Raw genomic sequence first — 24,171 nt, 5'->3', positions numbered from 1 at the left:
AAATAATCATAAAAACCATCAAGAATTATTAAAAATTAAAAAAATAGAACAATTCTTAATAAACGAAAAATAATAGCACATCCGCTATAAAAAATAAGATTTGATGTTTTAGGTGTAATTATGAAAATCAAAAGATATTTGGTAATTATCTCAATTTTAAGTTTGCTTTTAATAGTTTCTTCTATTTATAGCATAAAATTAGGAACTATCCCTATAAAAAATAAAGAATTGGTGGATTACTTTATTAAAGGAACTACTGGGAATCAAATAAAGGATAGAATCATATTTTATCTAAGATTACCAAGAACTATTGGGGCAGTTGTTGCTGGAATTGCTATTGCATTGGCAGGGATTTTAATGCAGGGCTATTTTAGAAACCCGTTAGCAGATCCCTACTTAATGGGAGTTGCAAGTGGGGCATCTTTGGGAGTTGTTTTATACATCTTTACCTACATGCTCTTCAAATTAGGAATTCCACATAATATCTATGGATTTATAATAGCTGCATACATTGGAGCGTTTATAACGATGTTTATAGTAATAAATATTGCAAGAGTTGTTAAGCAGGTCTCAACTTTGTTAATTTGCGGTTTAATGATCGGATCAATTGCTGCAGGATTTTCCACTATTGTTATTTATTTGGGGGATTATATTGGAGAGGAAAACAGCAATCTTTCAAGCTTTTTGATGTGGGAAATGGGTTCAGTAAATAATCTAACATGGGACATGGTTGTTATAATGGCTTTAATTATAATTCCACTCTCAATTTTAACCCACATCTTTCTATCAAAAAAATTGGATGCAAATTTGTTAGGGGAGAAGTATGCAATCAGTGTAGGAGTTGATATAAAATCTTTAAGGATGTGGCTTATTATCCTCTCTTGCGTTTTAACTGCAACGGTTGTAGCATTTACTGGGCCTATTGCATTTATTGGAATAACATGCCCAATACTTGCACGAATGATTTGTGGAACTTCCAAACATATCTATGTAATTCCTACAACTATGCTCTTAGGGGCGGTGTTTTTAGTTGTTGCAGACATATTAACAAGACCAGGAGTTTTAATATCATCGACTAATGTTCTTCCATTACTCTGCCCTCTTTCAATAATTGGATCACCAATAGCAATTCTTATATATTTAAAAATAAGAAAAATGGGGATTTAAATGAATAGAGTTGGAATTTTATCAATTTTATTTGTTTTATCTTTAATATTGCCCTTTACTGCCCTATATCTGGCTGGTGATACTCATTTAATAACTTTAAAAGATATAGTAGATTTTCTATTAACAGGAACTACAGGAGATAAGTTTAAGGATATAATAATAAAAGATATTCGATTACCCCCAATAATTGGAGCGGTTCTTATAGGTTTAACGTTGTCAGTAGCTGGGTTAATGCTTCAAACGCTATTTAGGAATTTATTAGCTTCCCCATACACAACTGGAATCTCCTCTGGAGTTTTAATGGTTGTTGCACTGGTTATATTTGTTGATTCCCTTTCACATTTATTTGAGATTTTTGGAGGGAAAAGTATTTTAGTTGCTGGCTGGTGTGGAGGAATTTTTTCAATGATCTTGCTGATTATCATTGCTTTGAGAGTTAGAGAGGCAAATGGAGTTATAATTGTTGCTTTATTACTGAGTTATTTCTTTATGGGTCTAAGAGCTTATTTAATTGCAAATGCTGAAGAGTTGAAGATTCAAGAATATTGGGGATTTACAGTTGGTTCTTTATCTAAGATAACTTTGGGAGATATTATTCCAATGACAATCTGCTCAATTGTATTTATTATTGGAGTTATGTTTTTGATAAAGTCCTTAAACGCTCTACTGTTTGGAGAGCAGTATGCGAAAAGTTTTGGATTGGATATAAAAAAGACAAGAATTTTAATTTTATTCTTCGCTTCGTTTATAACTGGGGCTATAATTCCCTATGTTGGATTAATTGCATTTATTGGAATTATTGCTCCATACTTAGCAAGACCATTAATAAAAACCTCTGACCATAGATATTTAGTTCCAGCAACAATGTTTTTGGGAGTTATTTTAATGGTTTCCTGCCATATCCTTTCATTGAAGTATTATCTTCCAATTCATTACATCTATGGAATAAATAGGCCTGCCTCTCCTCTTCCTATTGGAGCAGTTTTGGATATATTAGGAGGATTGTTGGTTGTGTATTTGGTCTATAAAGGAGAAAAGAAAATAAAGATTGACTATTAAACCCCCTTTAAAACTGAAATATCCTCCCTATAAAAAATTATCCTCTTTTTTAAATTTTTTGCCTCTTCAATAAGCTTTAAATTTAGCTCATTCATCTCTCCTATAGGGAAATCAGTATAAACAACAACATCTGAATTTTTTAATTCTTTTAACGCCTCTTCAAATTTCTCCTTTGATATTTTGTTATATGCCTCTTCCTCAATTATCTTAACTCCCATTGCCTCTGCTATAAAGTAATCAGCATCATTTTTATGTAAGATGCCAACAACAACCTCATATCTATTTTTAACTAAATATCTCAAAACATTAGCCCCAGTTCCTCCTCCACATATAACAAATATTTTTTTATTTTTTATTGGATTGCTTTTCAATTCAAAATAACCAATGACCTCACTATAATTGGCATTTTTTAAATCATAGAGTTCATTAACTATCTCCCTTTTCATAACATTTTCAGGATATCCATAGGCAATAACTTTATGATTTTTTATTAAAGCCATCTTATCAGCAATTCTTAAAGCAAGTTCGATATCGTGTAGAGTAACAACTATGGCTAAATTTTTCTCATCTGCTAACTTTCTCAACAATAAGGTTAATTCAATTTTATGCTTTGCATCTAAGAATGATGTTGGTTCATCCAAGATTAAAACCTTTGGTTCTTGAGCTAATGCTCTCGCTATCATTATCTTTTGCCTTTCTCCATCACTCATCTCAAAGAAATTTTTCTCCAATAAATATTCTGCATTAACTGCCCTTGCCGATTCGATTATAATCTCTTTATCCCTCTCTGTCAATCTACCAAATAGATCAGTATATGGATGTCTTCCAATTGCTACAACATCAAAACCTGTCATATTTCCCGGATTAACCCTCTCTGTTAAAACAACAGCCATCTCCTTTGCCAAATCCTTCGGCTTTAAATCATGAATCTTTTTTCCATTTAAATAAACCACTCCCTTTTTTGGTTTTAAATAAGTTGCAATTGTTTTTAAGAGTGTTGATTTCCCTGCTCCATTAGGGCCTATAATGCACAAAATCTCTCCTCTATTTATCTCTAAATTTATGCCTTCAACCACCACATAGTTTCCATATCCGACTGATAGGTTTTCTGCTTTTAACATAAAAATCATCTCAATGGTGTTATCTTTTTATTTTTTAGTTTTAAGTAAAGTTATTTTTATTTGTAGTTTATTTTTGTTTAGAAATTTTAAATATTTTCTTAAATATTTTTAAGTAGATAGTAAACTTTATATTATCTATTCGGGATAATATCTTACGTGGTATTACATTATCAGAAATGATATTAATTTAATATTAAAAAATGTAAAATAAAAAATAATAAATAATAAATACAGAAGTCAAATATGAGAAGTCATAAACAATATAAAAATATAAAATAATTTTGGGGAGATTATGACAAAGAAAAGCCATATTTTTTTATCTTTTATGGTCGTCTGTCTTTTAGTAGGACTTTCAGGATGTGTTAAAAACAATAACACTCCTCATTATAAAAATGAGACATCTGCCGTTAAATTCGCAGAGAAATTTGAACTTTATCCCCACTGGAACGAAGGATACTGTTTAGTTGTCGATTCTGAAGGGAACAAGTTCTTATTAGTTGAAGGAAATAATAAGACCCCAAATATTTCAGCAAAAGTGATAAAAGTTCCTGTAAAAAAGATAGTTACTGATTTTTACTGCCCCATTATCTCAACGGCTGATATATTACATGCCTATCATAATACAATAGTTGGTGCTCCAAAGTATGCAATAGAAGAGTCCCCTACACTTAAAAGATTGTATAAAGAGGGAAAGGTTGTTGATATTGGCTCTCCTGGAAATATAAACTACGAGTTGGTTGCTAATCTCTCTCCAGATGTGGTATTTTTAAGTGGTTGGAAGAGTGAAGATGAAGTTGAAGAGAAATTAAAAGAGTTAGGAATTCCTGTTTCGAGATTCCATACTTACGAAGAGCCGACATATATGGGAAGAGTTGAGTGGATAAAATTTGCAGCTGCATTTTGGGGTAAAAACGCGTATGATAATGCATGTAAATGGTTTAATGGAGTTGTTTCTGTTAGGGAAAATATTATAAAGAAGGTAAAAAACTCTACAGAGCCAACAGTGGTTATATTTAGTTGGTCAAAGTATAGAAACATGCCTGGAATATATGGAAATGAGAGCTATTACAGCAGGATGATAGCAGATTTTAATGGAAAAAATGTGTTTTCAAATTGTAAATGTGATTTTCAATATGTTGATAAGGAGACGTTCTTTGAAAAGGCAAGAAATGCGGATGTTGTAATAATGTTGTGGTATTATAATGAAAATATCTCAAACAAAAGTCAACTTCTTAATATAAGTCCAGAGTTTGCAGAGTTAAAAGCATTTAAGACAGGACGGTTTTATATATCACATTCAGATTACTATGTATGGGAAGCAAGGGATCCTTCTAATTATATGTTGGACTTTGCCAAAATGCTCCATCCCGAGTTATTTGGAGAAGATAATAACTTGAAATATTTCTATAAAGTTTCATAAGAGTAATAAAATAGGTTAAATGTTTATTTCTATTAAATATTATATTTTTTATTCCATGTATAAATTATAAATCAAACCAATAAAAGGCCAATTATTACAAAAATATCAAGTATTAACGTAAAAATTGCGTTTATCATAACTATTTTTGTTCCCAATCTTGATCCAAACAGTGAGATGTGTAGGGGAAGAGAGTGTTTAACATATCTCGTTGAAAATGTTAAAACATTTCCAATTATTAATCCGATTATTACTTCCTTAGAGGTTAATATATTCTCTTTTAATAAGCCCCCGGCCATAACTATTGCTGCTTGAACATTCACTATTTCGGTTAAAGCCAATATTCCAACATTTGGATTTAAGTGTAGTAGATCTGTTATTGGTTTAACAAATTTCCCAATATAATCGAAAGTTCCAATTTTGGAAAGATAAATTACCAACGCCATCATAAAAAACATTGTAGGGATTAATCGCTTTGCAAATTTTAAGGTTCTTTTGAATGATTTTTTTATGTTTTCTTTTCGATTCATGTTCTCAATATGTGGGGTTTCAAAATAATCTCTTGTAGAGTGTAGTGATAAATATACTAAGCCAATTATTGTTTTTGTGAATGCAACACCCAATCTTATTAAAACGAATATAACCCCTGTAAGACCCAATATTGGAATCACAACGGGAATAAAAAATGTAAATATGTGAGATAAAACAGAGGGAAATGAATTTGCTAAAGAAGTGCCTATTAATTCCTTCTCAGTTATCTTCTTCTCTCTCAGACCCTCAGCCAATATTGAATATCCTACTGTTGGACTGAAAAAACACGCTAAAATTGAAGAGGCGGAGATTGGGTTTATTTTTAATTTTTTCATTATTGGAGAGAGATGATAACTTATTTTAGCCATAACTCCTGTATTCATAAAATAACTTACTAAAAACATTGTTATTAATACAATTATAGATATTTTTATTGTGTAGTATGCTGATGTTTCAATGCTTTTTATAAATGGAGTTATGTAGTCCATATCATTCACCTTTTTAGTATTATTGAACTTAATCAGTTAAAGGTTATAAAAGATTAGGTTGTTTAGCGATGAAACTAATTAGGTTAATTTAATATTTTTAATATTTTAGATTGATTAAATTTAGATTAAATAATGAATCAGCATCTAATAAATTAGATAATAAAAAAATCGAAAGGAGTAAATACTCATATGGGTAAAATATTCTTATCGATCAAATAATAAAATATATATACTTTGGACAAGGAACATTAAAGTGTGAATAATTTAATCACACTTTTAACGTGGTGAAAAAATGTATGAATGGAAGTTGAACGAAATTGTAGATGGTAATATGTGTGCAAGATGTGGAACTTGCACGGTTGTATGTCCAAATAACCTATTAACATTTGAAGATAGACCAAAATTAAAAGATGAGTGTTTGAGAAAAGGAAATGGGATGTGTTTTGAAGTTTGTCCGAGAGTTTCATCTGGAAAATATCAAATAAAAATAAGAGAAAACTTTTTTGAAAAATACTATTATGGAAAGAGTGAGATTGAAGGACAGGATGGTGGAGTTGTTACTGCCTTTTTAAAATACCTCTTAGAAAATGGGAAGATAGATGGAGCCATAGTTGTTGGGGATGAATGCTGGAAACCAATCTCAATGGCTGTCCAAAATGCAGATGACTTATTAAAATCTACAAAATCAAAATATGCTGTCTCAACGTTAGATGCTTTGAGGAAAGCAGGAGAAATGGGGTTAGAAAAAGTTGCTGTTGTTGGTTTGCCATGTCAAATTAACGGTTTAAGGAAGTTGCAGTATTTCCCATACTTGGCAAAACATGATTTTGAACTTGGAAGAGATGGAAAGCCCGTAAAGCTACCTAAGATAGAGTATTTAATTGGATTATTCTGTATGGAAAAATTCAAATATGACAATATGAAAGAGGTCTTGGAAAGACATGGAATAAAAATTGAAGATGTTAAAAAATTTGACATTAAAAAAGGAAAACTTATTGTTTACTTAGAAAATGATAAAAAAGAAATTAAATTAGAGGAATTTGAGGTCTGTTCTGGATGTAATATATGTAGGGACTTTGATGCAGGAATGGCAGATGTTTCAGTTGGATGTGTTGGAAGTCCAGATGGTTATTCAACAATCATAATAAGAACTAAAAAGGGAGAAGAAATTAAAAATGCCATTGAATTAAAAGAAGGTGTTGATGTAGAGGCAATTAATAAATTAAGGAATAAAAAATTAAAGAGATTTAAAAAAGAAGTTGAAAGAAGAAAAGAAACTGGAGAGTATATATCCTTCTACTGGATCGCAGATTATGGAGGGATCGGAAAGAGGGCTGATGGAAACTACTTTATAAGGATAAGAGCAAAGCCAGGAGGATGGTATAAACCAGAGGAAATAAAAGAAATTTTAAATATTGCAGAAGAATACGGAGCAAAAATAAAAATAACTGATAGAGGAGCATATGAAATTCATGGAATTAGTGGATTCGATGCGGAAGATATTGTTTTAAGATTGAGAGGGAAGGGATTATTAACTGGTTCGGAGGGGCCATTAGTTAGAGCAACGTTGGCATGTCCCGGAGGAGGAAATTGTAGTAGTGGATTGATAAACACAACGGAATTGGCTAATTTAATAGAAGATAAATTTAAAGAGAGACCTGCTCCATACAAGTTTAAAATTGCAATTAGCGGATGTCCAAACTGCTGTGTTAGACCTCAAATTCACGATGTAGGAATTGTTGGTGTCAAATATCCGAAAGTAAATGAGGAAAACTGCAACGGTTGTGGAAGATGTGCTGAGGTTTGTAAGATTGAAGCGATAGATATAAGAGGAGAGATGTCTTACACAAACTACAATGTATGTATTGGTTGTGGAAAGTGTATTAAAAACTGTCCAAATGAGGCAAGAGAAGTTAAAGAAGAGGGCTATTTAGTTTATGTTGGAGGTAAGACAGGAAGAGAAGTTGTTAAAGGAATTAAAATGAAGTTGATGAGTGTTGAGGAGATACTAAACTTTATTGATAAAGTGTTAGTTGTCTATGGTAAATATGCTGAAAAACCACAAAGAGAAAGGTTATCGGCAGTTATGAAAAGAGTTGGATACGAAAAATTCTTAGAGGATGTTAGAAAATTAATGAAGGAGTAAATTCCCATGATTAAATTAGTTATTTTTTAATCCTTTACATTTTTATTACCTATTCCTTCCTTCTTTATTTTTCATATTTTTATTTCATATTTTTATTATTTTTTACTTTTATTTTGATTTTATTATTGGCTTTTAATTATTGTTGCGAATTATAACCCTCTAAATGGTAAAACAAACCCATCCTCTTTTTCAAAACTGTAATGAACTACGCTATACTCCTTAGCAAAGTTTATAACGTCTTCTCTAACCTTTTCAGGATTTTCTTTATCAATTGCAATTCTCTTCATAAACTCAGCGATCTCGTCCATCTCTTTTTCTTTCATACCCAATCTTGTGCATTCTTGTGTTCCTAACCTAATACCACTTGGATTGTCTGAGTTGTTTACATCATCCCACGGTAGAAGATTTTTATTTAAAATGATGTTTGCATCTTCATACATCTTAGCCAATTCGCTTGCTGAAAATTCAATATCAGGAGAGCTTGCAATATCTACAATTACTTGATGACTTTCTGTAAAGTCCTTATGTTCGCATAAAACGTTAAAGCCCCTCTCATATAACGCCTGAGCCAGTGCTTTTGCATTTTTAATTACCTGTTTTGCATAGTCCTCTCCAAATTCCAACATCTCGGCTAATGCAATTGCCAAACCTGCTTTGTGATGTAAGTGATGATTACTAACAACTCCAGGAAATACATGGTTGTCGATCTTTTCAGCATTCTCTTTTGTAGTTAATATAACACCCCCTTGAGGGCCAAATAAAGTTTTATGAGTACTTCCCATTAAATACTCCGCTCCTTCTCTAAGAGGATCTTGGAACTGCTTCCCAGCTATTAATCCAAGGACATGGGCTCCATCATAAGCAATTTTAGCCCCAACCTCCTGAGCAGCTTCATAAGCATCGGCTACTGGATGAGGAAATGGAAACAATGAACCGCCAAAAAGAATCATCTTTGGTTTCTCCTCTAATATCTTTTTTACCATTGCATCTGCATCGATATTCATCTCCTCTGGATCAAATGGATGATTTATAACTTTTAGCCCCCTAATTCCCGCGGCACTAACTTTCCAATGACTTATATGCCCTCCATCTGGAACACTTAGAGCCATTAATTTATCTCCTGGCTTTGTTTCTGCAAAGAAAACAGCTAAGTTAGCAACAACACCACTTGTTGGTTGAACATTTGCATGCTCTGCGTTGAATAATTTTTTAGCAAGATCTATACAGAGATTTTCTACTTCATCAATATATTTACAACCCTGATATAATCTTTTCCCTGGCAAACCCTCAGCATATCTGTGCATAAAATCAGTTGCACATGCTTCCCTAACTGCCAAACTTGTTATATTTTCGCTTGCAATTAATTTTATGCTATTTCTCATCCAATCATGCTGTTTTTTTGATATTTCTTTTATAAATTTTGGCACGTCAGAGTATTTCATAACCAATCCCTCCATTTTCATTTTTTAAAACTTTTTTAATTATCTTTTTTAATTATAAAATTTTTACAATAACAATCACTACGAAATTTATAATAACCCTTATCACGTATATACACTTTATACGCCTTTCTATCTCATTTAATCTTATTTTTAAATGTTTATACCTAACAATTGATAAATCATTTACATTGTATACTTGCTAAGATTAACATTAATTAAGTTATAAAAGTTTTTGGTGTGATCATGAGGAAAGTTTGTGTTATGGAAGGAGATGGAATAGGAAAGGAAGTTATTCCTGAGGCGTTAAAGGTTTTAAAAGAACTCGGGGACTTTGAGATAATAAAAGGAGATGTTGGCTTGGAATGTTTAAAAAAATATGGCACTGCCCTACCTGATGAAACCATAGAAAAAGCAAAAGAAGCAGATGTTATTTTATTCGGAGCAATCACATCTCCTAAACCAAACGAAGTAAAAAACTATAAAAGCCCAATAATAACGTTAAGGAGAATGTTTGATCTCTACGCAAATGTTAGACCAATAAATAATTTTGGAGTAGGAGAGTTGATAGGTAGATTAAACAACTACGAATTTTTAAAGGTTAAGGATGTGGATTTAGTAATAATCAGAGAAAATACAGAAGGACTTTATGTTGGAAGAGAAAAAATTTTAGAAGATGATATTGCCATCTCTGAAAGAATAATAACAAGAAAAGGTAGTGAGAGAATTATAAGATTTGCATTTGAATATGCAAAAAGAAACAATAGAAAAAAGGTTTCTTGCATCCATAAAGCAAATGTTCTTAGAGTGTCTGATGGACTCTTTTTAAAAATATTTAATGAAATTAAAGAAAAATACAACAATATAAAAGCGGATGATTTTTTAGTCGACTCAACTGCTATGAATCTAATTAAATACCCAGAAAAATTCGATGTTATTGTAACTACCAACTTATTTGGAGATATTCTTTCAGATGAGGCATCTGTATTAATTGGAGGTCTTGGCTTAGCCCCCTCTGCTAATATTGGAGGCAAAAAAGCGCTTTTTGAACCAGTTCATGGTTCAGCTCCAGATATTGCAGGAAAAGGAATAGCAAACCCTATGGCATCTATTTTAAGCGTTGCGATGCTATTTGATTACATGGGTGAAAAGGAAAAAGGAGATATAATTAGAGAGGCAGTAAAACAGTGTATAATCAATAAAAAAACAACACCTGATTTAGGAGGAAATTTAAAAACGGTAGAGGTGGGGGATGAAATTGTAAGATATATCCGAAAGCGTATTTAACTATTAACAATTTAACGACTCTATAATAAAAATAATTTTTTGGTGAAGATCATGTTCAAATATTTTGAAACAACAGCAGATATTGGAGTTGAAGCAGTAGGAAAAAGTTTAGAAGAAGCATTTAAAGAAGGAGCAAGAGGGCTGTATAATATAATGGTCGATGTTGATAAGATTGAAAAAAATGGCAAAATAGAATTTGAAGTTTCGGGAGATGATTTAGAGTCCCTACTTTATAATTTTTTAAATGAACTCCTGTATTACACTGATGTTGAGAATATGGTTTTTGGAGATTTTGATATAGATATTAAAAAAGACAACAAGGGAGGATATAAGTTAAAATGCGTTGCTTATGGAGAAGAAATAGATAAAAAAAAGCATAACGTCAAAGAAGAGGTAAAAGCCATTACCTACCATAAGATGGAAGTTAAAAAAAATAATAATGGGTGGATCGTTAGGTATATAGTTGATTTGTAATTGATTTTTAAGTTTTTGTTATGCTTGGAAATATTTCCATATATCTTATAATTTATATCATAATTTGCACCATGCTGTATTCATAAATAATTTATTGAAATGAGTAAATGATGAGGTGGAGAATATGGAAGTTGCTGTTCTTTATTCTGGAGGTAAGGACTCTAATTATGCTTTATATTGGGCATTAAAGCAGGGGTTCGATGTTAAATATTTAGTAAATGTTGAAAGTGAAAACAAAGAAAGTTATATGTTTCATATTCCAAATGTGCACTTAACTGAACTAAGTTCAAAGGCCGTTGAAATTCCGTTAGTAAAACTATATACAAAAGGAGAAAAAGAGAAAGAGGTTGAGGATTTAAAAAAAGGGCTAAAAAAATTAGACGTTGAAGGAATTATAACTGGGGCTGTTGCAAGTGTTTATCAAAAATCACGAATAGATAAAATTTGCGAAGAATTAGGTTTAAAATCCTTCTCTCCATTATGGCATAAAGATCCAGAGTGGATTTTAAGAACTGTTAGCGAACTTTTCGATGTTAGGATTGTGGGAGTTTATGCTTATGGTTTGGGAAAAGAATGGTTAGGAAAGAGAATAGATGAAAATAATATTGATGAACTACTAAGAATATGTGAAAAATATGGGATACACAAAGCATTTGAAGGTGGAGAAGCGGAAACATTTGTTTTTGATGCACCCATGTTTAAAAAGAGGATCGAAGTTGTAGAAGCGGAGATAGAGTGGCATGAAACCTGGGGTGTTTATCATATAAAAAAGGCAAAATTGGTTGATAAAGAGTAAAAATAAAAAATAAAACCAAGAAATTGGGAGACCATGTTAAGAATTGGAACAAGAGGTAGTAAATTAGCATTGTATCAGGCAAATAAAGTAGCCGAGTTATTAAAAAATCTTGGGTATGAAGTGGAAATAATAATAAAAAAAACCACAGGGGATAAAATATTAAATAAAAAGCTATCTGAAATTGGAATAGGTGTTTTTACAAAAGAACTTGACTTGGCATTAATGAATAACGAGATTGATATTGCAGTTCATAGCTTTAAAGATGTTCCAACTATTTGGAATGAAAATTTAATGATAGGGGCGGTTTTAGAGAGAGATAGTTATTATGATCTAATAATTTGGGATAAAAATAAAGATTTAGAATTAGATAAAGAAATAACTGTTGGAACATCAAGTATAAGGAGAAGATCTTTTTTAAAAGCAATGTATCCAAATGTAAAATTTAAATTATTAAGAGGAAACGTCGATACACGCTTAAAAAAGTTAAAAGAAGGACAGTATGATGCGATAGTTCTCTCAGAGGCGGGAATCATTAGATTGAATATAGATCTTTCTGATTTTAATTATAGAAGGTTAGATATAACACCTTCTCCTGCTCAGGGAGTTATTGCCGTTGCATGTAGGAGAGATGATAATAAAATAAAAAAAATTTTAGAAAGAATAAATCATAAAAAAACTTTTTTAGAATGTTTATGCGAGAGAACTGCCTTAAACGAATTTGGAGGAGGATGTAGCGTCCCATTTGGGGCATTGTCTATTTATGACGAAGATAAAAAAATTTTAACATTAAAAGCTACGGTCTTTTTAAATGGGAAGTTAAAACACGCCTCAGGAAAAATTAATTGTGAGATCGATGATCTTGATAGTGCAATTACATTGGGAAAGACAATTGGAAAACGATTAAAAGATTTAGAAAATTAAAAGGACATTATTATCTATTTTTCTTTTTTTGTATTTCTTATAGAGTTGTTGAGATTACTTATTTTTATTGAAATTTTCCATAAACTCTTTTAATCTTTTTAATATTTCATCTGATAAAGCATGTTCTAATTTACAAGCTTCCTCTGAGGCGGTCTCTTCGTCAAGACCTAAAAATTCTGTTAAAAATAGTTTTATTGTTTTGTGTTTTTCAAAAATCTTTTCTGCTTTTTTCATTCCCTTTTCGGTTAGAGTTATTCCAATATATGGCTCATAATAGACATACCCTAATTTGTGTAATCTTTTTGCCATGTTTGTAACTGCTGATGGCTTTATATTCAGTAATTTTGCTAATTCCGTAGTTTTAACTGGTCTATTGTTTTCTTTTACGAATAGATAGATTCTTTCCAAGTAATCTTCTACACTCTGAGACATCATGCCACCGAAAGGTATTTATACCCCGCAAGTTATTATTTAACTACGATTAAAAGTTTTAACTATAATTAAATCATTTAACCATATATAAATGTTGTGGTAGTATGTATCCGCTTGCGTTTACAAAGGAAGGAGAAGAGGTTGTAGTGAAAAAGATCGATGCAGGGTCAGGAGCAACGCAGAGATTGACGAGTATGGGGATAAATGTTGGAAGTAAATTAAAAGTGGTTAGGAATCAGAATGGTCCAGTGATCGTTTCCGTTAGAGGAAGCAATATTGCAATAGGAAGAGGTTTAGCAATGAAGATCATGTGTGAAAAATGCTGATCCAATGTTTGAGGGAGAGGATGGAATACGAGATCGCTTTAATAGGTAATCCAAATGTTGGAAAATCAACGATATTTAATGCTTTAACTGGGGAAAATGTATACATTGGAAACTGGGCAGGAGTTACAGTTGAAAAAAAAGTTGGAGAAATGGAATATGATGGAAAAAAATTTAAAATAGTAGATCTCCCCGGAGTTTACAGCTTAACAGCAAACTCGATCGATGAAATTGTTGCAAGGGACTACTTAATAAACGAAAATCCAGATCTTGTGGTTAATATTGCAGATGCAACTGCCTTGGAAAGAAATCTATACTTAACACTTCAACTTATGGAAATTGGAGCGGATCTTTTATTAGCATTAAATAAGATGGATTTAGCAAATAACTTGGGCATAAGTGTAGATGTAAAAAAATTAGAAGATATTTTAGGAATTAAAGTAGTTCCTCTCTCTGCATCCAAAAAAATAGGTATTGACGATTTAAAAAAAGCGATAGTTGAAGCCGTTGAAGAAAAAAGAAAAAAAGGAGAAAATTTAAAAAGAAAAGATAAATATTCTATAAAATACCCACATCTTGAAACATACATTAAAAGATTATCTTCAATTATAGAGAAGGATGAGGCATTAAAAAAATACAACCCGAGATATTTGGCAATAAAACTAATCGAAAATGATGAATATATAAATGAAATGGTAAAGAATAGCAAAATTTGGAAAGATTTGGAGCCAGTATTAAATGATATAAAAAAAGAACTTTCAAAAAAATATGGAGAGCCCGAATTAGCGGTAGTAGAAGAAAGATATAAAATTATAGACAGGATTGTTAAGGACGTTGTAAAAAAGACATCTGGAAAGTTAACGACAACAGAGATGCTCGATGATGTATTAACAGACGAAAAAATTGGAACTCTATTAATTATTCCATTTTTATGGATGTTATTTAAATTTACATTCGATGCTTCAAAACCTTTTTCGGAGATAATACAGTATATATTTGCAAGTTTATCAACGTTTATTAAAACATCAATATCAAACAAATTCCTCGCTTCACTGTTAGCAGATGGGGTTATCTCAGGAGTGGGGGCAGTGTTAACGTTCTTTCCAATACTTGCATTTTTATTTTTTGCAATATCGTTCTTAGAGGATAGCGGATACATGGCAAGAATTCCTTTTATAATGGACAGAGTAATGAATAAATTCGGACTTCCGGGAAAGGCAGTTATTCCAATGGTTATGGGTTTTGGATGTAATGTTCCTGCAATAATGGCTACGAGAACTATCGAGAATAGAGAAGATAGAATTTTAACCATACTAATAAACCCCCTCCTCTCCTGCTCTGCACGTCTTCCAATATATGCATTATTTGCAGGAGCACTGTTTTCTAAGTATCAAGGAGTTGTAATCCTAAGTATGTATGCTCTTGGAGTGATCTTAGCATTATTAACTGCTTTGATGTTTAGAAGATTGATTTTTAAAACATCTCCGGCATATTTGATTGTAGAACTTCCACAATATCACATTCCACATTTAAACGTGGTCTTAAAAAATACATGGGAGAGAGTTTATGACTTTTTAAAGAAAGCAGGGACAGTTATAGTGTTTGGAGTAGTTTTAGTTTGGTTCCTGTCTGTCTATGGCCCATCGGGCTACTTGGGAGATGAGGTATTTAACAACCCAAATCTGATCGCTCATTCGTATGTGGCAATTATAGGAAAAATGCTAACTCCATTATTTGCTCCAATGGGATGGGATTGGAGGGCTTGTTCTGCATTAGTTTTTGGAATTATTGCAAAGGAAGTGGTTGTTGGAAGTTTGGCAATGTTATACGGAGCCGGAGAAAACCTCTCAAATGTTATTGCTCATGCATTTTCTCCAATATCGGCATATGCTTTTATGGCATTCTGCTTAATCTATCTCCCATGTATAGCAACACTTGCAGTCATCAAAAATGAAATTGGATGGAAATGGGCATTGTTTGCAGTTGCATATGAGATGATACTTGCATATGTAGTTGCTCTCTTAATATCAGTGATTGGGCATTTCTTGTTTGGATAAAAGGTGATTAATATGGATGTGAGAAGAGTAAGAAATATGGTTGCATCAGTATCTCTGATCTTTGGATGTTCGTTTATAATTTCAGGATTTGTGGAGATGGCATTGGGAGTTAGTAAGATATTGGGGATTAACATCTCTCTCCCATTATTTGTAGGAGATGTATTTGGGGGTTTGGCACTTTTAGCTGTGGGGATAACATATATTATAGGCATGAAAAAGGCGATTTATGGGGATATAAGAGCAGTTTCTTATCTGTTTACTGCTTCTATTGTAGGATTAGGAATTGGAATTGTTGCTTTTTTGGTTTTAATTTCTCATGGCATTGGGTTTTTATTGGGTTTTGAGGAGTGGAATCTTTTAAAAGGTATTACGATATATTTGATCTTGGGCATTCTTGCAATTATTCCCTACAAAATCTCAGAAGCGATAAGAACTGAGTCCATCTAATTTAAGATCAGCCAAAAATCAAATTAACAAGAAAAAATATTTAACTAATAAAAATAAATATAAAAATAAAAAATGTAGTTAAGTTAAATAACCATCTCATCCTCCTTTGAAAAGACAAGTTCATACAACTTCTTTATTGGGATAGAATATTTTTCCGATATTTTTTTTAGGTCTTCAAATTCTGGTTTTTTTGATATTACTTCACCATCAACTTTTCCAATCTTTATTCTAACATCCTCACCAAATAATTTAACGGTTTCAAAACTCCTCTCTGAAACGATCCTCTCTACATTATAGATTCTAACCCCCAAACTTCCAGTTTCTCTCATTATACTTTTGGCAACTTCATTTACTTTATCTTCATCGACTATCGCTTTTATTGTGTATGCGGGTCGATTCTTCTTCATATACGTTGGAATAAAGTGTAGATCTCTAACTTTTCCTTTTAACTTATCTTGCAGATGGCCAAGTATCTCTCCAGGAACGTCATCTACATTACTCTCTAATACAAACACCCTCTTTAAATCTATCTTTTCAACTTTAAAAACCCTTAACGCATTTAGTATTTCAAGATCTTTATCTCCTGCTCCATAGGAAACATTTTTTATAACCATAGATCTTCCATTAACCAATTTTGGGTTAATATATTTTAAAATCGACGCACCTGTGGGTGTGGTTAACTCCTCATTTACATCTGAGAAGAACGTCTTTAAATCTTTTAATATTTCAGCTGTCGCTGGGGCGGGAACTGGCATTAGACCGTGTTTAGTTTTTACAAAGCCCCCTCCAAGGTTAATTGGTTTATAAAGGCAGTTATCTTTTAGTTGAAGTTTGTTTATAATGTAAGATGCCCCTATAACATCTACAACTGTATCGTAGTTTCCAACCTCATGAAAGTGAACTTTTTCAATATCGACATCATGAACTTTTGATTCAGCCCCAGCGAGTATTTTTAGGATTTCCAATGAAGATATTTTTACATTTTTGGGAATATCTGAAGTTTTTATTAAGTTTTTAATGTCTTTATAGGTTTTTATATTATAACTTTCTTTTTTTGGAATGATATTTATCTTATTTGCTAATATATGGCATTTTTTTACCTTTTTTACTTCTATATCCACATCTATAACTTTTTTTATAGTTTTGATCATCTCCTCCCTATCCACAAAATCGATCATTGCAGATATAAACATATCTCCGCTGATACCCGAGAACGGATCCAATAAGAACATAATCACCACATTACTTTACATTTTGCTGAATTTTGCTATAAAAAATAATAAATAATAAAATATATAAAATTATATAAAAGTTATTATGTAAATAGTATAATTATAAACATTGTTATGATTATGTATGTAAGTTATAGATTTTTAATATTACAGATATGTTATTTTCTATTTTTCTATTTTTTATTTATTTTATCCCTACAAACATCATATATTCACATTATCTAATACTTACATCTAACCCAATGAACCAATTCCCAGTATTCTGATCTTAGCACTTCCATCCACTAAACAGAACTTGTCCTCTTTATCGTAAACTACCTTTTTTTGAAGTGAAATTTCCAGTTTTTTGTCATCTACTTTCTCAACCACGCAAGGAACACTTTGCAGTCCTACAATAATTTGATAGTGTTCTCCCTCTTTTACGCTTTTTTGCATGAAAGGATTCCAGTTCATATTCAAGGTTAAAGCATCTGCAACACCTAACTCTCCATTAGATAAGATCATTCCTCTATCCAAATCGTCAGTCGATACTCCTTTCAAAGCCAAACCTACTCTATTTCCAGCTTTTGCTTCTTTAAAATCGTTATCGTGAATCTGTATACTTCTAACCATTGCAACATTGTCTGTCGGATAGACCCTAAGCTCATCATGAACCTTCACTGTTCCTGTTTCCACTTTTCCCAGCACTACTGTCCCAACACTTCTTACAGTGAAGTAGTGATCAATTGGTATTTTAATTGGAGCAGAGTAATCTCTCTCAATTTCTAAATTTATCATCTTCTCTCTGAGGGTTATAAAATCTTTCTCCATTATATCGAAATTTTTCATTGTTGTCTGAGAAATAATGTTCTTTAACATTTCCAAGTCCACATACTCTCCAATAACAAAACTTCCTCTATCAACTCCAAACATATCCAATGCTAAAAGTGTCTCTCCCAATTCTCCTGTTATCTCATTTATAAAAACTAATGCGTAGTCCATCATATTTATACAGTATATTAAAGGATTTATTCTATCAGGATACCTTGTTGGTTCAACATAACAGATTGCCTTTTCTCCCTGCTTGTAGTTGTATAGTGTTATATCTGTTGAAGTTCCTTTTTTTCCTAATTCTTTTCCTACGCCTTCAATATGTCCAAACAACCCTACTGTTAAACCTTCCATCTAATCACCTAAACTGAATAATTTTCGATTGTTTAATTTCTTTTTTCTGTTTTATTAATTTTCTAATCTTAGTCCAGAATTTTATACAAGGTAGTTCTCTCTTTAGGAATAAGCCCAACTCTCCTGATCATGTCTTTAATTTCCTCAACACTCATATAAACCCCATGCTCTGCCCCTGCACTTTTTGAGATATTCTCTTCTATTAAAGTGCCACCAACATCGTTGGCTCCACATCTTAAAGCAACTTGAACCATCTTTTTTCCTAACTTTACCCACGATGCTTGAATATTTCTTAAAATGCCATTAAAAATAATTCTACTAATCGCAAAAACTTTCAAGTCCTCAATTCCTGTAGCTCCAGCTCTTGCTCTTCCCTCTCTATAAATTGGGGCATATTTATGCATAAATGATAAAGGAACGAATTCAGTAAAGCCATTTGTCTCTTGCTGAATTTCTTTAATTATAAAAAGATGATTAACCCAGTGCTTATATTCATCAATATGTCCATACATCATGGTTGCAGTTGTAGGAATTCCTAATTTATGCGCCTCCTTAATTATATAAATCCATTCTCTTGTTTTTAATTTATTAGGGCATAGTTCTTTCCTAATTTCATCATCTAAAATCTCCGCCGCAGTTCCTGGCATGCTGTTTAAGCCATTCTCCTTCAATATCTTTAATGCTTCTTTTATAGTTAAGCCAGCATTTTCAGCTCCGAAGTAAACTTCCATTGGAGAGAATGCGTGTATATGTATATCCCCATAGGGTTTCGTTGCTTCATGAACTGCCCTTAAAATCTCTGCTTGATAATAAGTATCAATTTTTGGATGTAAGCCCCCTTGAATACACACCTCCGTGCATCCGAGTTTTTTTGCTTCAACTGCCCTCTTAGCAATCTCATCGATATTTAAAAAATATGCCTTTTTATCAGTTTCATTTGCTTTAAATGCACAGAATTTGCAGTTTCCAGTGCAGATATTTGTGAAGTTTATATTTCTGTTAACCACATAGGTAATGATTTTTCCGACACTCTCTTTTCTTAACTCGTCTGCTAATTTGAATAGATCAAATATGTATTCATCATCCTCAAATAACTCTAATGCTTCTTTTTTTGATATTTCTCTCTCTTTAAATTTTTCTAAATCCATGATCTCATCCCTTGGAGTAGTATTCTTCAGTTATTTTTAATCCATCATCATCTTCTATTTTATAATGGAAGCAAGAATAATAACCTTCATGGCATGCAACTCCCTTCTGCTCAACTATAAATAATAAAGCATCTCCATCGCAGTCCCTATAAAATTTTATTAATTTTTGGACATTTCCACTTTCCTCTCCTTTTCTCCATAACTTTTTTCTACTTGTTGAATAGTAATGCATATATCCTGTCTCCAACGTCTTTTTTAATGCCTCTTCATTCATAAACGCAACCATTAATACATTCTTATTTCCATCGCAAGTTATTGCTAAAATTAACCTCTCTCCATCTATATCTCTGAATTTTAAATTTAGTTTTTTTATTGTCTCTTCTACATTCATAAAATCACCTAAATATGATACTAAATAAAATTAAAATTTAAGATTTGGTAGAATTATTTTTTATACATGCACCATATTTTATGTGTATTGTATCATTTACTTACAATCCATTTAAACGATTAGAAAATCTTGTATCCGATATTATTTACCTTGGTTATAATTATATCTCCATAAACTCCATATTTATCAAAAACATTATTAACTTTTTCAATGATTAATTTTTTATCTCCAAAGGCATAAATTGTTGGACCAAAGCTTGAAAGTCCTGCATAAACATCTTTATGCAATTCGTTAATTAAATTTTTAACAATATCTGATTGTAAAGAGAGCTCAACTTTTTTAAATCCAAGATATTGAAGTTTATTAACAACTTCTCCAAAATCATCCAAATTTTTTTCAACAACTGCCGGCATCATCTTCATTAAAACTAAATGGCAGATTTTTTCAACGTCATTTAAAGGAACTGGGCAGTATTTTTTAAATATGTCTACTTCTTTTTTCCCATAAACATGCTCTCCTTTTGGAATTATTAATACAACATCCCAATCAAACTCATGTCTAAATATTATTGGTGCTGGTTTAACCCCTTTTGAAGCTGAAGAGGGTTTAAAATCCTCTTTATCTTTACCTTTACCGAAACTATGCCCTCCATCAATTAAAAATCCTCCATACTCAAAAGCTCCTATTCCAATACCTGAAGTTCCTCCTCTACCTGCAATCTTGGCAATTTCATATCCGTTTAGGTCTCTGTTGTAGAGTTTTGAGATTAATTTCCCAATACCTAACGCTAACTGGGTGCCACTACCTAAACCAGAATGGGCAGGAAATAAGGACGTTATTTTCAAGTCCACCCCATTTTCATTGATAAAATTTAAGATCCTTTCTGCAATCGTTTTTGCTCTTTGTTTTATGGATAAGAGGTATTCTTCTCCAAATTTTTCAATCAAATTTTTTTCAAATTCAATAGATATATCATTACTTTCTTTTCCTTTAATTTTTATATTCGGTTCTTCCAAGGATAAACCAATTCCTCCATCAACTCTTCCAATAGATCCGTTCAAATCAATTAAACCCATGTGAATTCTTGAAGGGGTTTGAATTCTCATGATCTCACCGTGTTTTTATTAAAAATATTAAATAATATAATATTATTAAAATATTTTACTTTAAATATATGACGTAAAGAAAGTTGTTTTGTTTAACGTTGTCTATTTTAAGTGATCGGCTACATTGATATGATTTTAACAGTATTTTAACAACTTAATGTTTAATATATAATTAAATAAAAACAATTCAATAAAAATAATTTTATTGGACACATTAAAAATTATTTAAATTTTAATTTAAATTTGAAAAGTAATTAATGGATTTTCGTTATTAAACTAATGCTTCTATTATATCTCCTCTTGTTATTATTCCGATGAGTTTCCCGTCTTCATCAACTACTGGCAATCTTTTTATTTTATGTTCAACCATCAATTTTGCAGCGTCGTTTATAGTCATGTCTGGCTTTGCAACCACTACATCTTTTGTCATCACATCTTTGACTTTTGTTTTTAGGGCTTTTTTTAGATCCTCTTTAAATTCTTCTATTTTTATAGCAGTTTTAAGTGGAAGTTCTATCAAGTCCAAAGGAGATGGGAGAATTAGATTCAAGTCCTCGTCATGGGTCGTAAGTGTTTTTATTATATCACTTTCAGATATGATTCCAACCAATTCTCCATCATCGTTTAATACAGGAGCCCCGCTTATTCTCTTTTCTCTAAATAGTTTTATTACCTCTGTTAAGTCATCATTATCCTTTACTGTTATTGGTTTTTTCATAACGTCTTTTACTAACATAAAGATCACCATAATGGACTAATTATTAAATTTTTAATTTTTTAATTATTAAACTAATAATATTGTGTATTATTAATTTTAAAATTTGTGATTTAGTTTTAAATCTGATTATTGGCAATTGATCATTTAAGTTATTGACTTGTAATCAATTATTCCATCAATTTAACTATTCTAATTTTTAGTATATTAAATAATTGTCAATATCAAGCCCCAACTCATTACATATTTCTTTTAACTGCTCATATAGATTTTTATCAATTTCAAATCCATCTTTCCTTTTCATTTTATTTCTTTCCTCTATTTCTCCAGGGATCAATATTTCAAAGCCCTCTGCTGGTTCTGATGTTTTAATCTCTTCTAACAATTCATCAACCTTTCTTTTAAATTCCTCTTTTCCCATAAAAAATTCAGGATTTATAACAATAAATAAATCCCCTTTGGTGCATTTTTCCTCGGGATTTGCTGTTCCTTTAACTTTGGTTCCTACCTCAGCTCCTCCAATGGCAGATAACATTTCAATGGCTAACGCTAAACCATATCCCTTAGGCCCTCCAAACGGAAGTATACAGCCCTCCAATGCCTTGACAGGATCTGTCGTTGGCTTTCCATCTTTATCCACAGCACAACCTTCTGGAATATTTAATTTTTTTCTCAGTGCTTCTAAAATCTTTCCTCTTGCAATTGAAGCAGTGGCCATATCCAAGGAGAACTTATATTTATTGCCTTTAAAAGCGATGGCTATGGGGTTTGTTCCTAAAATTTTCTCTTTACCTCCAAAAGGAGCCATAGCTGGTTCTGTATTTGTTATTGTTATCCCGATCATATCGTTATTCATAGCTAATTCTGAATAATAGCCAGCGATACCAAAATGATTGGCATTTCTTGTAGCAACAACCCCAACTCCAACATTTTTTGCTTTTTTTATTGCTAATTCCATCGCTTTTTTCCCTATAACTTGCCCCAAGCCAAGATCTCCATCTATCACTGCTGTTGCAGGACTTTCTTTAACAACTTTTATGTTTGGCTTTGGGTTTATATTTCCAACTTTTAAAGCAGTTATATATTGTGGAAATCTTCCGATTCCATGCGATGTAAAACCCTTCAAATCCGCGTCAACAAAAACCTCTGCTGTTATTTTTGCATCTTCTTCTGGAATATCAAATTTCTTTAAAACGTCAATTATTAGTTTTTTTTCACTTTCTGGTGTTAAGATCATCGTATCCCTCCCATCATATCTCTTTACTGAACTTTTTATTTTTTATAAGGTTTTATTATGTTTTAATAATTCTTAATAATTTAATTATTTTTAATATTTTTTAGTATTTCACTTAAAATTTCCATATCCATATATCTAATTGTATTCAACTTAGAGACATTTATGGTTTTACATAGGACATGTTGTAGTATACAATATCTCCATCAGCATCAACAATTGCAATTAATAATTTCTTTCTAACAGAGTGGGCCACTCTAACAAATCCTGTTAGTTCACTTAGTAAAAGAGAACAATCTTCTGAAAATACCTTTACTAAGTAGACAGAATGTTCTTTTTCAATGTTTGCTCCTCTTTCATAAAGCCGAAAATCTGCTCCATACTTTAAACCGGTTTTTACAATATAACCTCTTGTTCTTAGATCTTTATAAACTAAGTATTTTAAACATAGTTTTTCTTCCACAGTTCTTGCATACTCATATAACTCTTCAAAACTTATAATTTTTTTATTTTTATCTTTTACTTCAATCCACCCTAAATTCATCAAGTAAAGTGCCTCTACCAAAGATAGGGATAAGAAATTACCTTCTAAATTTCCATAATGTTTCGCTGATAACTTTGAAATACCGTTCTTATCAAAAACTATCACCCTATCTCCATCCAATAGTCCAACAATCTTTTTGGCCATATTATCTCTCACCAACCTTATTAATGTGTTATAAACAAGCAAATAATGGTTAAAAATGAAATAAATAATATGCGGTTTTAAGCAATTAAATCAAAAAATTAAAATTCGAAAATCTAAGAAACAAGATCAAACAATTAAAAAATTAAAAATTAAACAAATATAAAGCCCACGTATAAAATAAATATAAACGAATCTATGCTCTAATTATCTTATTATTACAATACCCCTTCTAATAAATATCTACTCATTCTTAAACATTAAACAAAAAACTATACCTATGATAATGAATAAAATACTTAACCTACTTCCGTTAAAATACAATATTCAATATGAGATTCTAAAAACCAAAACTATACAATAAAATCTGCACTTATAGTTCAACAAGGTG

Annotated in this window: 23 protein-coding genes; 11 read left to right on the top strand and 12 right to left on the bottom strand. The window is 31.5% G+C overall.

The genetic code is table 11. From position 1 onward, the window contains the following. The first annotated feature begins 120 nt into the window (after positions 1-120). Entirely contained in the window at positions 121-1,167 is a 1,047-nt protein-coding gene (locus METVU_RS03730) for a FecCD family ABC transporter permease (protein ID WP_015732837.1), read from the top strand. Beyond that, entirely contained in the window at positions 1,168-2,226 is a 1,059-nt protein-coding gene (locus METVU_RS03725; RefSeq protein ID WP_015732836.1) for a FecCD family ABC transporter permease, read from the top strand. Here METVU_RS03725 and METVU_RS03720 read toward each other — a convergent pair. Further along, on the bottom strand, positions 2,223-3,347 hold the full coding sequence (locus METVU_RS03720) for an ABC transporter ATP-binding protein (protein WP_015732835.1): 1,125 nt from the start codon (positions 3,345-3,347) through the stop codon (positions 2,223-2,225). The two genes, METVU_RS03725 and METVU_RS03720, sit on opposite strands and share 4 nt — an antisense overlap. Positions 3,348-3,639: 292 nt before the next feature. Between METVU_RS03720 and METVU_RS03715 the strand changes: the two genes are divergently transcribed. Continuing rightward, positions 3,640-4,767 carry an ABC transporter substrate-binding protein gene (locus METVU_RS03715; RefSeq protein ID WP_015732834.1) on the top strand — a complete coding sequence of 376 codons (1,128 nt, stop codon included), beginning with the start codon at positions 3,640-3,642 and terminating at the stop codon, positions 4,765-4,767. Positions 4,768-4,838: 71 nt separating this feature from the next. Here the strand turns inward: METVU_RS03715 and METVU_RS03710 are convergent, their stop codons facing one another. Then, entirely contained in the window at positions 4,839-5,783 is a 945-nt protein-coding gene (locus METVU_RS03710; RefSeq protein WP_015732833.1) for a nucleoside recognition domain-containing protein, read from the bottom strand. A gap of 292 nt (positions 5,784-6,075) precedes the next feature. Between METVU_RS03710 and fsr the strand changes: the two genes are divergently transcribed. Then, positions 6,076-7,929: a coenzyme F420-dependent sulfite reductase gene (fsr, locus tag METVU_RS03705; RefSeq protein WP_015732832.1), complete on the top strand. Its 1,854-nt coding sequence runs from the start codon at positions 6,076-6,078 to the stop codon at positions 7,927-7,929. A gap of 149 nt (positions 7,930-8,078) precedes the next feature. Here fsr and glyA read toward each other — a convergent pair whose 3' ends face one another. Then, positions 8,079-9,371: a bifunctional serine hydroxymethyltransferase/L-allo-threonine aldolase gene (glyA, locus tag METVU_RS03700; RefSeq protein WP_015732831.1), complete on the bottom strand. Its 1,293-nt coding sequence runs from the start codon at positions 9,369-9,371 to the stop codon at positions 8,079-8,081. Positions 9,372-9,614: 243 nt separating this feature from the next. Here glyA and aksF point away from each other — a divergent pair, with 243 nt between their 5' ends. The 4 genes from aksF to hemC all read left to right on the top strand — a co-directional run bounded on the left by aksF (position 9,615) and on the right by hemC (position 12,846). Beyond that, a complete protein-coding gene (gene aksF, locus METVU_RS03695; protein WP_015732830.1) occupies positions 9,615-10,655 on the top strand; it encodes a homoisocitrate dehydrogenase in 1,041 nt (346 codons plus the stop codon). 51 nt (positions 10,656-10,706) lie between these two features. Next, the gene (locus METVU_RS03690; RefSeq protein ID WP_015732829.1) at positions 10,707-11,129 is read left to right on the top strand and encodes an archease; all 423 of its coding nucleotides are present in this window, start codon (positions 10,707-10,709) and stop codon (positions 11,127-11,129) included. Between the two features lie 124 nt (positions 11,130-11,253). Further along, complete coding sequence (locus METVU_RS03685) at positions 11,254-11,925, top strand: diphthine--ammonia ligase (protein WP_015732828.1); 672 nt, start codon at positions 11,254-11,256, stop codon at positions 11,923-11,925. 33 nt (positions 11,926-11,958) lie between these two features. Beyond that, complete coding sequence (hemC, locus tag METVU_RS03680) at positions 11,959-12,846, top strand: hydroxymethylbilane synthase (protein WP_015732827.1); 888 nt, start codon at positions 11,959-11,961, stop codon at positions 12,844-12,846. A gap of 54 nt (positions 12,847-12,900) precedes the next feature. Here the strand turns inward: hemC and METVU_RS03675 are convergent, their stop codons facing one another. Beyond that, the gene (locus tag METVU_RS03675; protein ID WP_015732826.1) at positions 12,901-13,278 is read right to left on the bottom strand and encodes a metal-dependent transcriptional regulator; all 378 of its coding nucleotides are present in this window, start codon (positions 13,276-13,278) and stop codon (positions 12,901-12,903) included. Between the two features lie 104 nt (positions 13,279-13,382). On the opposite strand from METVU_RS03675, the gene METVU_RS03670 reads away from it, so the two are divergent. Genes METVU_RS03670 through METVU_RS03660 form a run of 3 tightly spaced genes read left to right on the top strand, consistent with a single transcriptional unit; the run spans position 13,383 to position 16,105 of the window. Further along, on the top strand, positions 13,383-13,604 hold the full coding sequence (locus tag METVU_RS03670; RefSeq protein ID WP_015732825.1) for a FeoA family protein: 222 nt from the start codon (positions 13,383-13,385) through the stop codon (positions 13,602-13,604). A 20-nt stretch (positions 13,605-13,624) separates the two neighbouring features. After that, entirely contained in the window at positions 13,625-15,658 is a 2,034-nt protein-coding gene (feoB, locus tag METVU_RS03665; RefSeq protein WP_015732824.1) for a ferrous iron transport protein B, read from the top strand. A 12-nt stretch (positions 15,659-15,670) separates the two neighbouring features. Then, positions 15,671-16,105 carry a hypothetical protein gene (locus METVU_RS03660; protein WP_015732823.1) on the top strand — a complete coding sequence of 145 codons (435 nt, stop codon included), beginning with the start codon at positions 15,671-15,673 and terminating at the stop codon, positions 16,103-16,105. An 83-nt stretch (positions 16,106-16,188) separates the two neighbouring features. Here METVU_RS03660 and larC read toward each other — a convergent pair whose 3' ends face one another. The 8 genes from larC to endA all read right to left on the bottom strand — a co-directional run bounded on the left by larC (position 16,189) and on the right by endA (position 23,783). Beyond that, the gene (larC, locus tag METVU_RS03655) at positions 16,189-17,337 is read right to left on the bottom strand and encodes a nickel pincer cofactor biosynthesis protein LarC (protein WP_015732822.1); all 1,149 of its coding nucleotides are present in this window, start codon (positions 17,335-17,337) and stop codon (positions 16,189-16,191) included. Between the two features lie 234 nt (positions 17,338-17,571). Next, positions 17,572-18,501: a selenocysteine-specific translation elongation factor gene (locus tag METVU_RS03650; RefSeq protein WP_015732821.1), complete on the bottom strand. Its 930-nt coding sequence runs from the start codon at positions 18,499-18,501 to the stop codon at positions 17,572-17,574. 68 nt (positions 18,502-18,569) lie between these two features. Continuing rightward, on the bottom strand, positions 18,570-19,649 hold the full coding sequence (cofH, locus tag METVU_RS03645; RefSeq protein ID WP_015732820.1) for a 5-amino-6-(D-ribitylamino)uracil--L-tyrosine 4-hydroxyphenyl transferase CofH: 1,080 nt from the start codon (positions 19,647-19,649) through the stop codon (positions 18,570-18,572). Between the two features lie 4 nt (positions 19,650-19,653). After that, positions 19,654-20,040, bottom strand: coding sequence for a phosphoribosyl-AMP cyclohydrolase (gene hisI / locus METVU_RS03640; protein ID WP_015732819.1), 387 nt, complete (start codon positions 20,038-20,040; stop codon positions 19,654-19,656). Between the two features lie 119 nt (positions 20,041-20,159). Continuing rightward, positions 20,160-21,146: a beta-ribofuranosylaminobenzene 5'-phosphate synthase gene (locus METVU_RS03635; RefSeq protein WP_015732818.1), complete on the bottom strand. Its 987-nt coding sequence runs from the start codon at positions 21,144-21,146 to the stop codon at positions 20,160-20,162. 271 nt (positions 21,147-21,417) lie between these two features. Continuing rightward, positions 21,418-21,882 (bottom strand): CBS domain-containing protein, encoded by a 465-nt coding sequence (locus METVU_RS03630; RefSeq protein WP_048196774.1) that lies wholly within the window; start codon positions 21,880-21,882, stop codon positions 21,418-21,420. Positions 21,883-22,060: 178 nt separating this feature from the next. Beyond that, positions 22,061-23,098, bottom strand: a complete 1,038-nt coding sequence (gene comC, locus METVU_RS03625; protein WP_015732816.1) for an L-sulfolactate dehydrogenase — start codon at positions 23,096-23,098, stop codon at positions 22,061-22,063. A 160-nt stretch (positions 23,099-23,258) separates the two neighbouring features. Then, positions 23,259-23,783 carry a tRNA-intron lyase gene (gene endA, locus METVU_RS03620; RefSeq protein ID WP_015732815.1) on the bottom strand — a complete coding sequence of 175 codons (525 nt, stop codon included), beginning with the start codon at positions 23,781-23,783 and terminating at the stop codon, positions 23,259-23,261. Positions 23,784-24,171 lie beyond the last annotated feature (388 nt).

This window comes from Methanocaldococcus vulcanius M7, from assembly GCF_000024625.1.
Taxonomy (GTDB): domain Archaea; phylum AGJL01; class Methanococci; order Methanococcales; family Methanocaldococcaceae; genus Methanocaldococcus; species Methanocaldococcus vulcanius.
The sequence above is the reverse complement of the archived record's forward strand: the minus strand, read 5'-3'. Positions and strand labels throughout refer to the sequence as shown.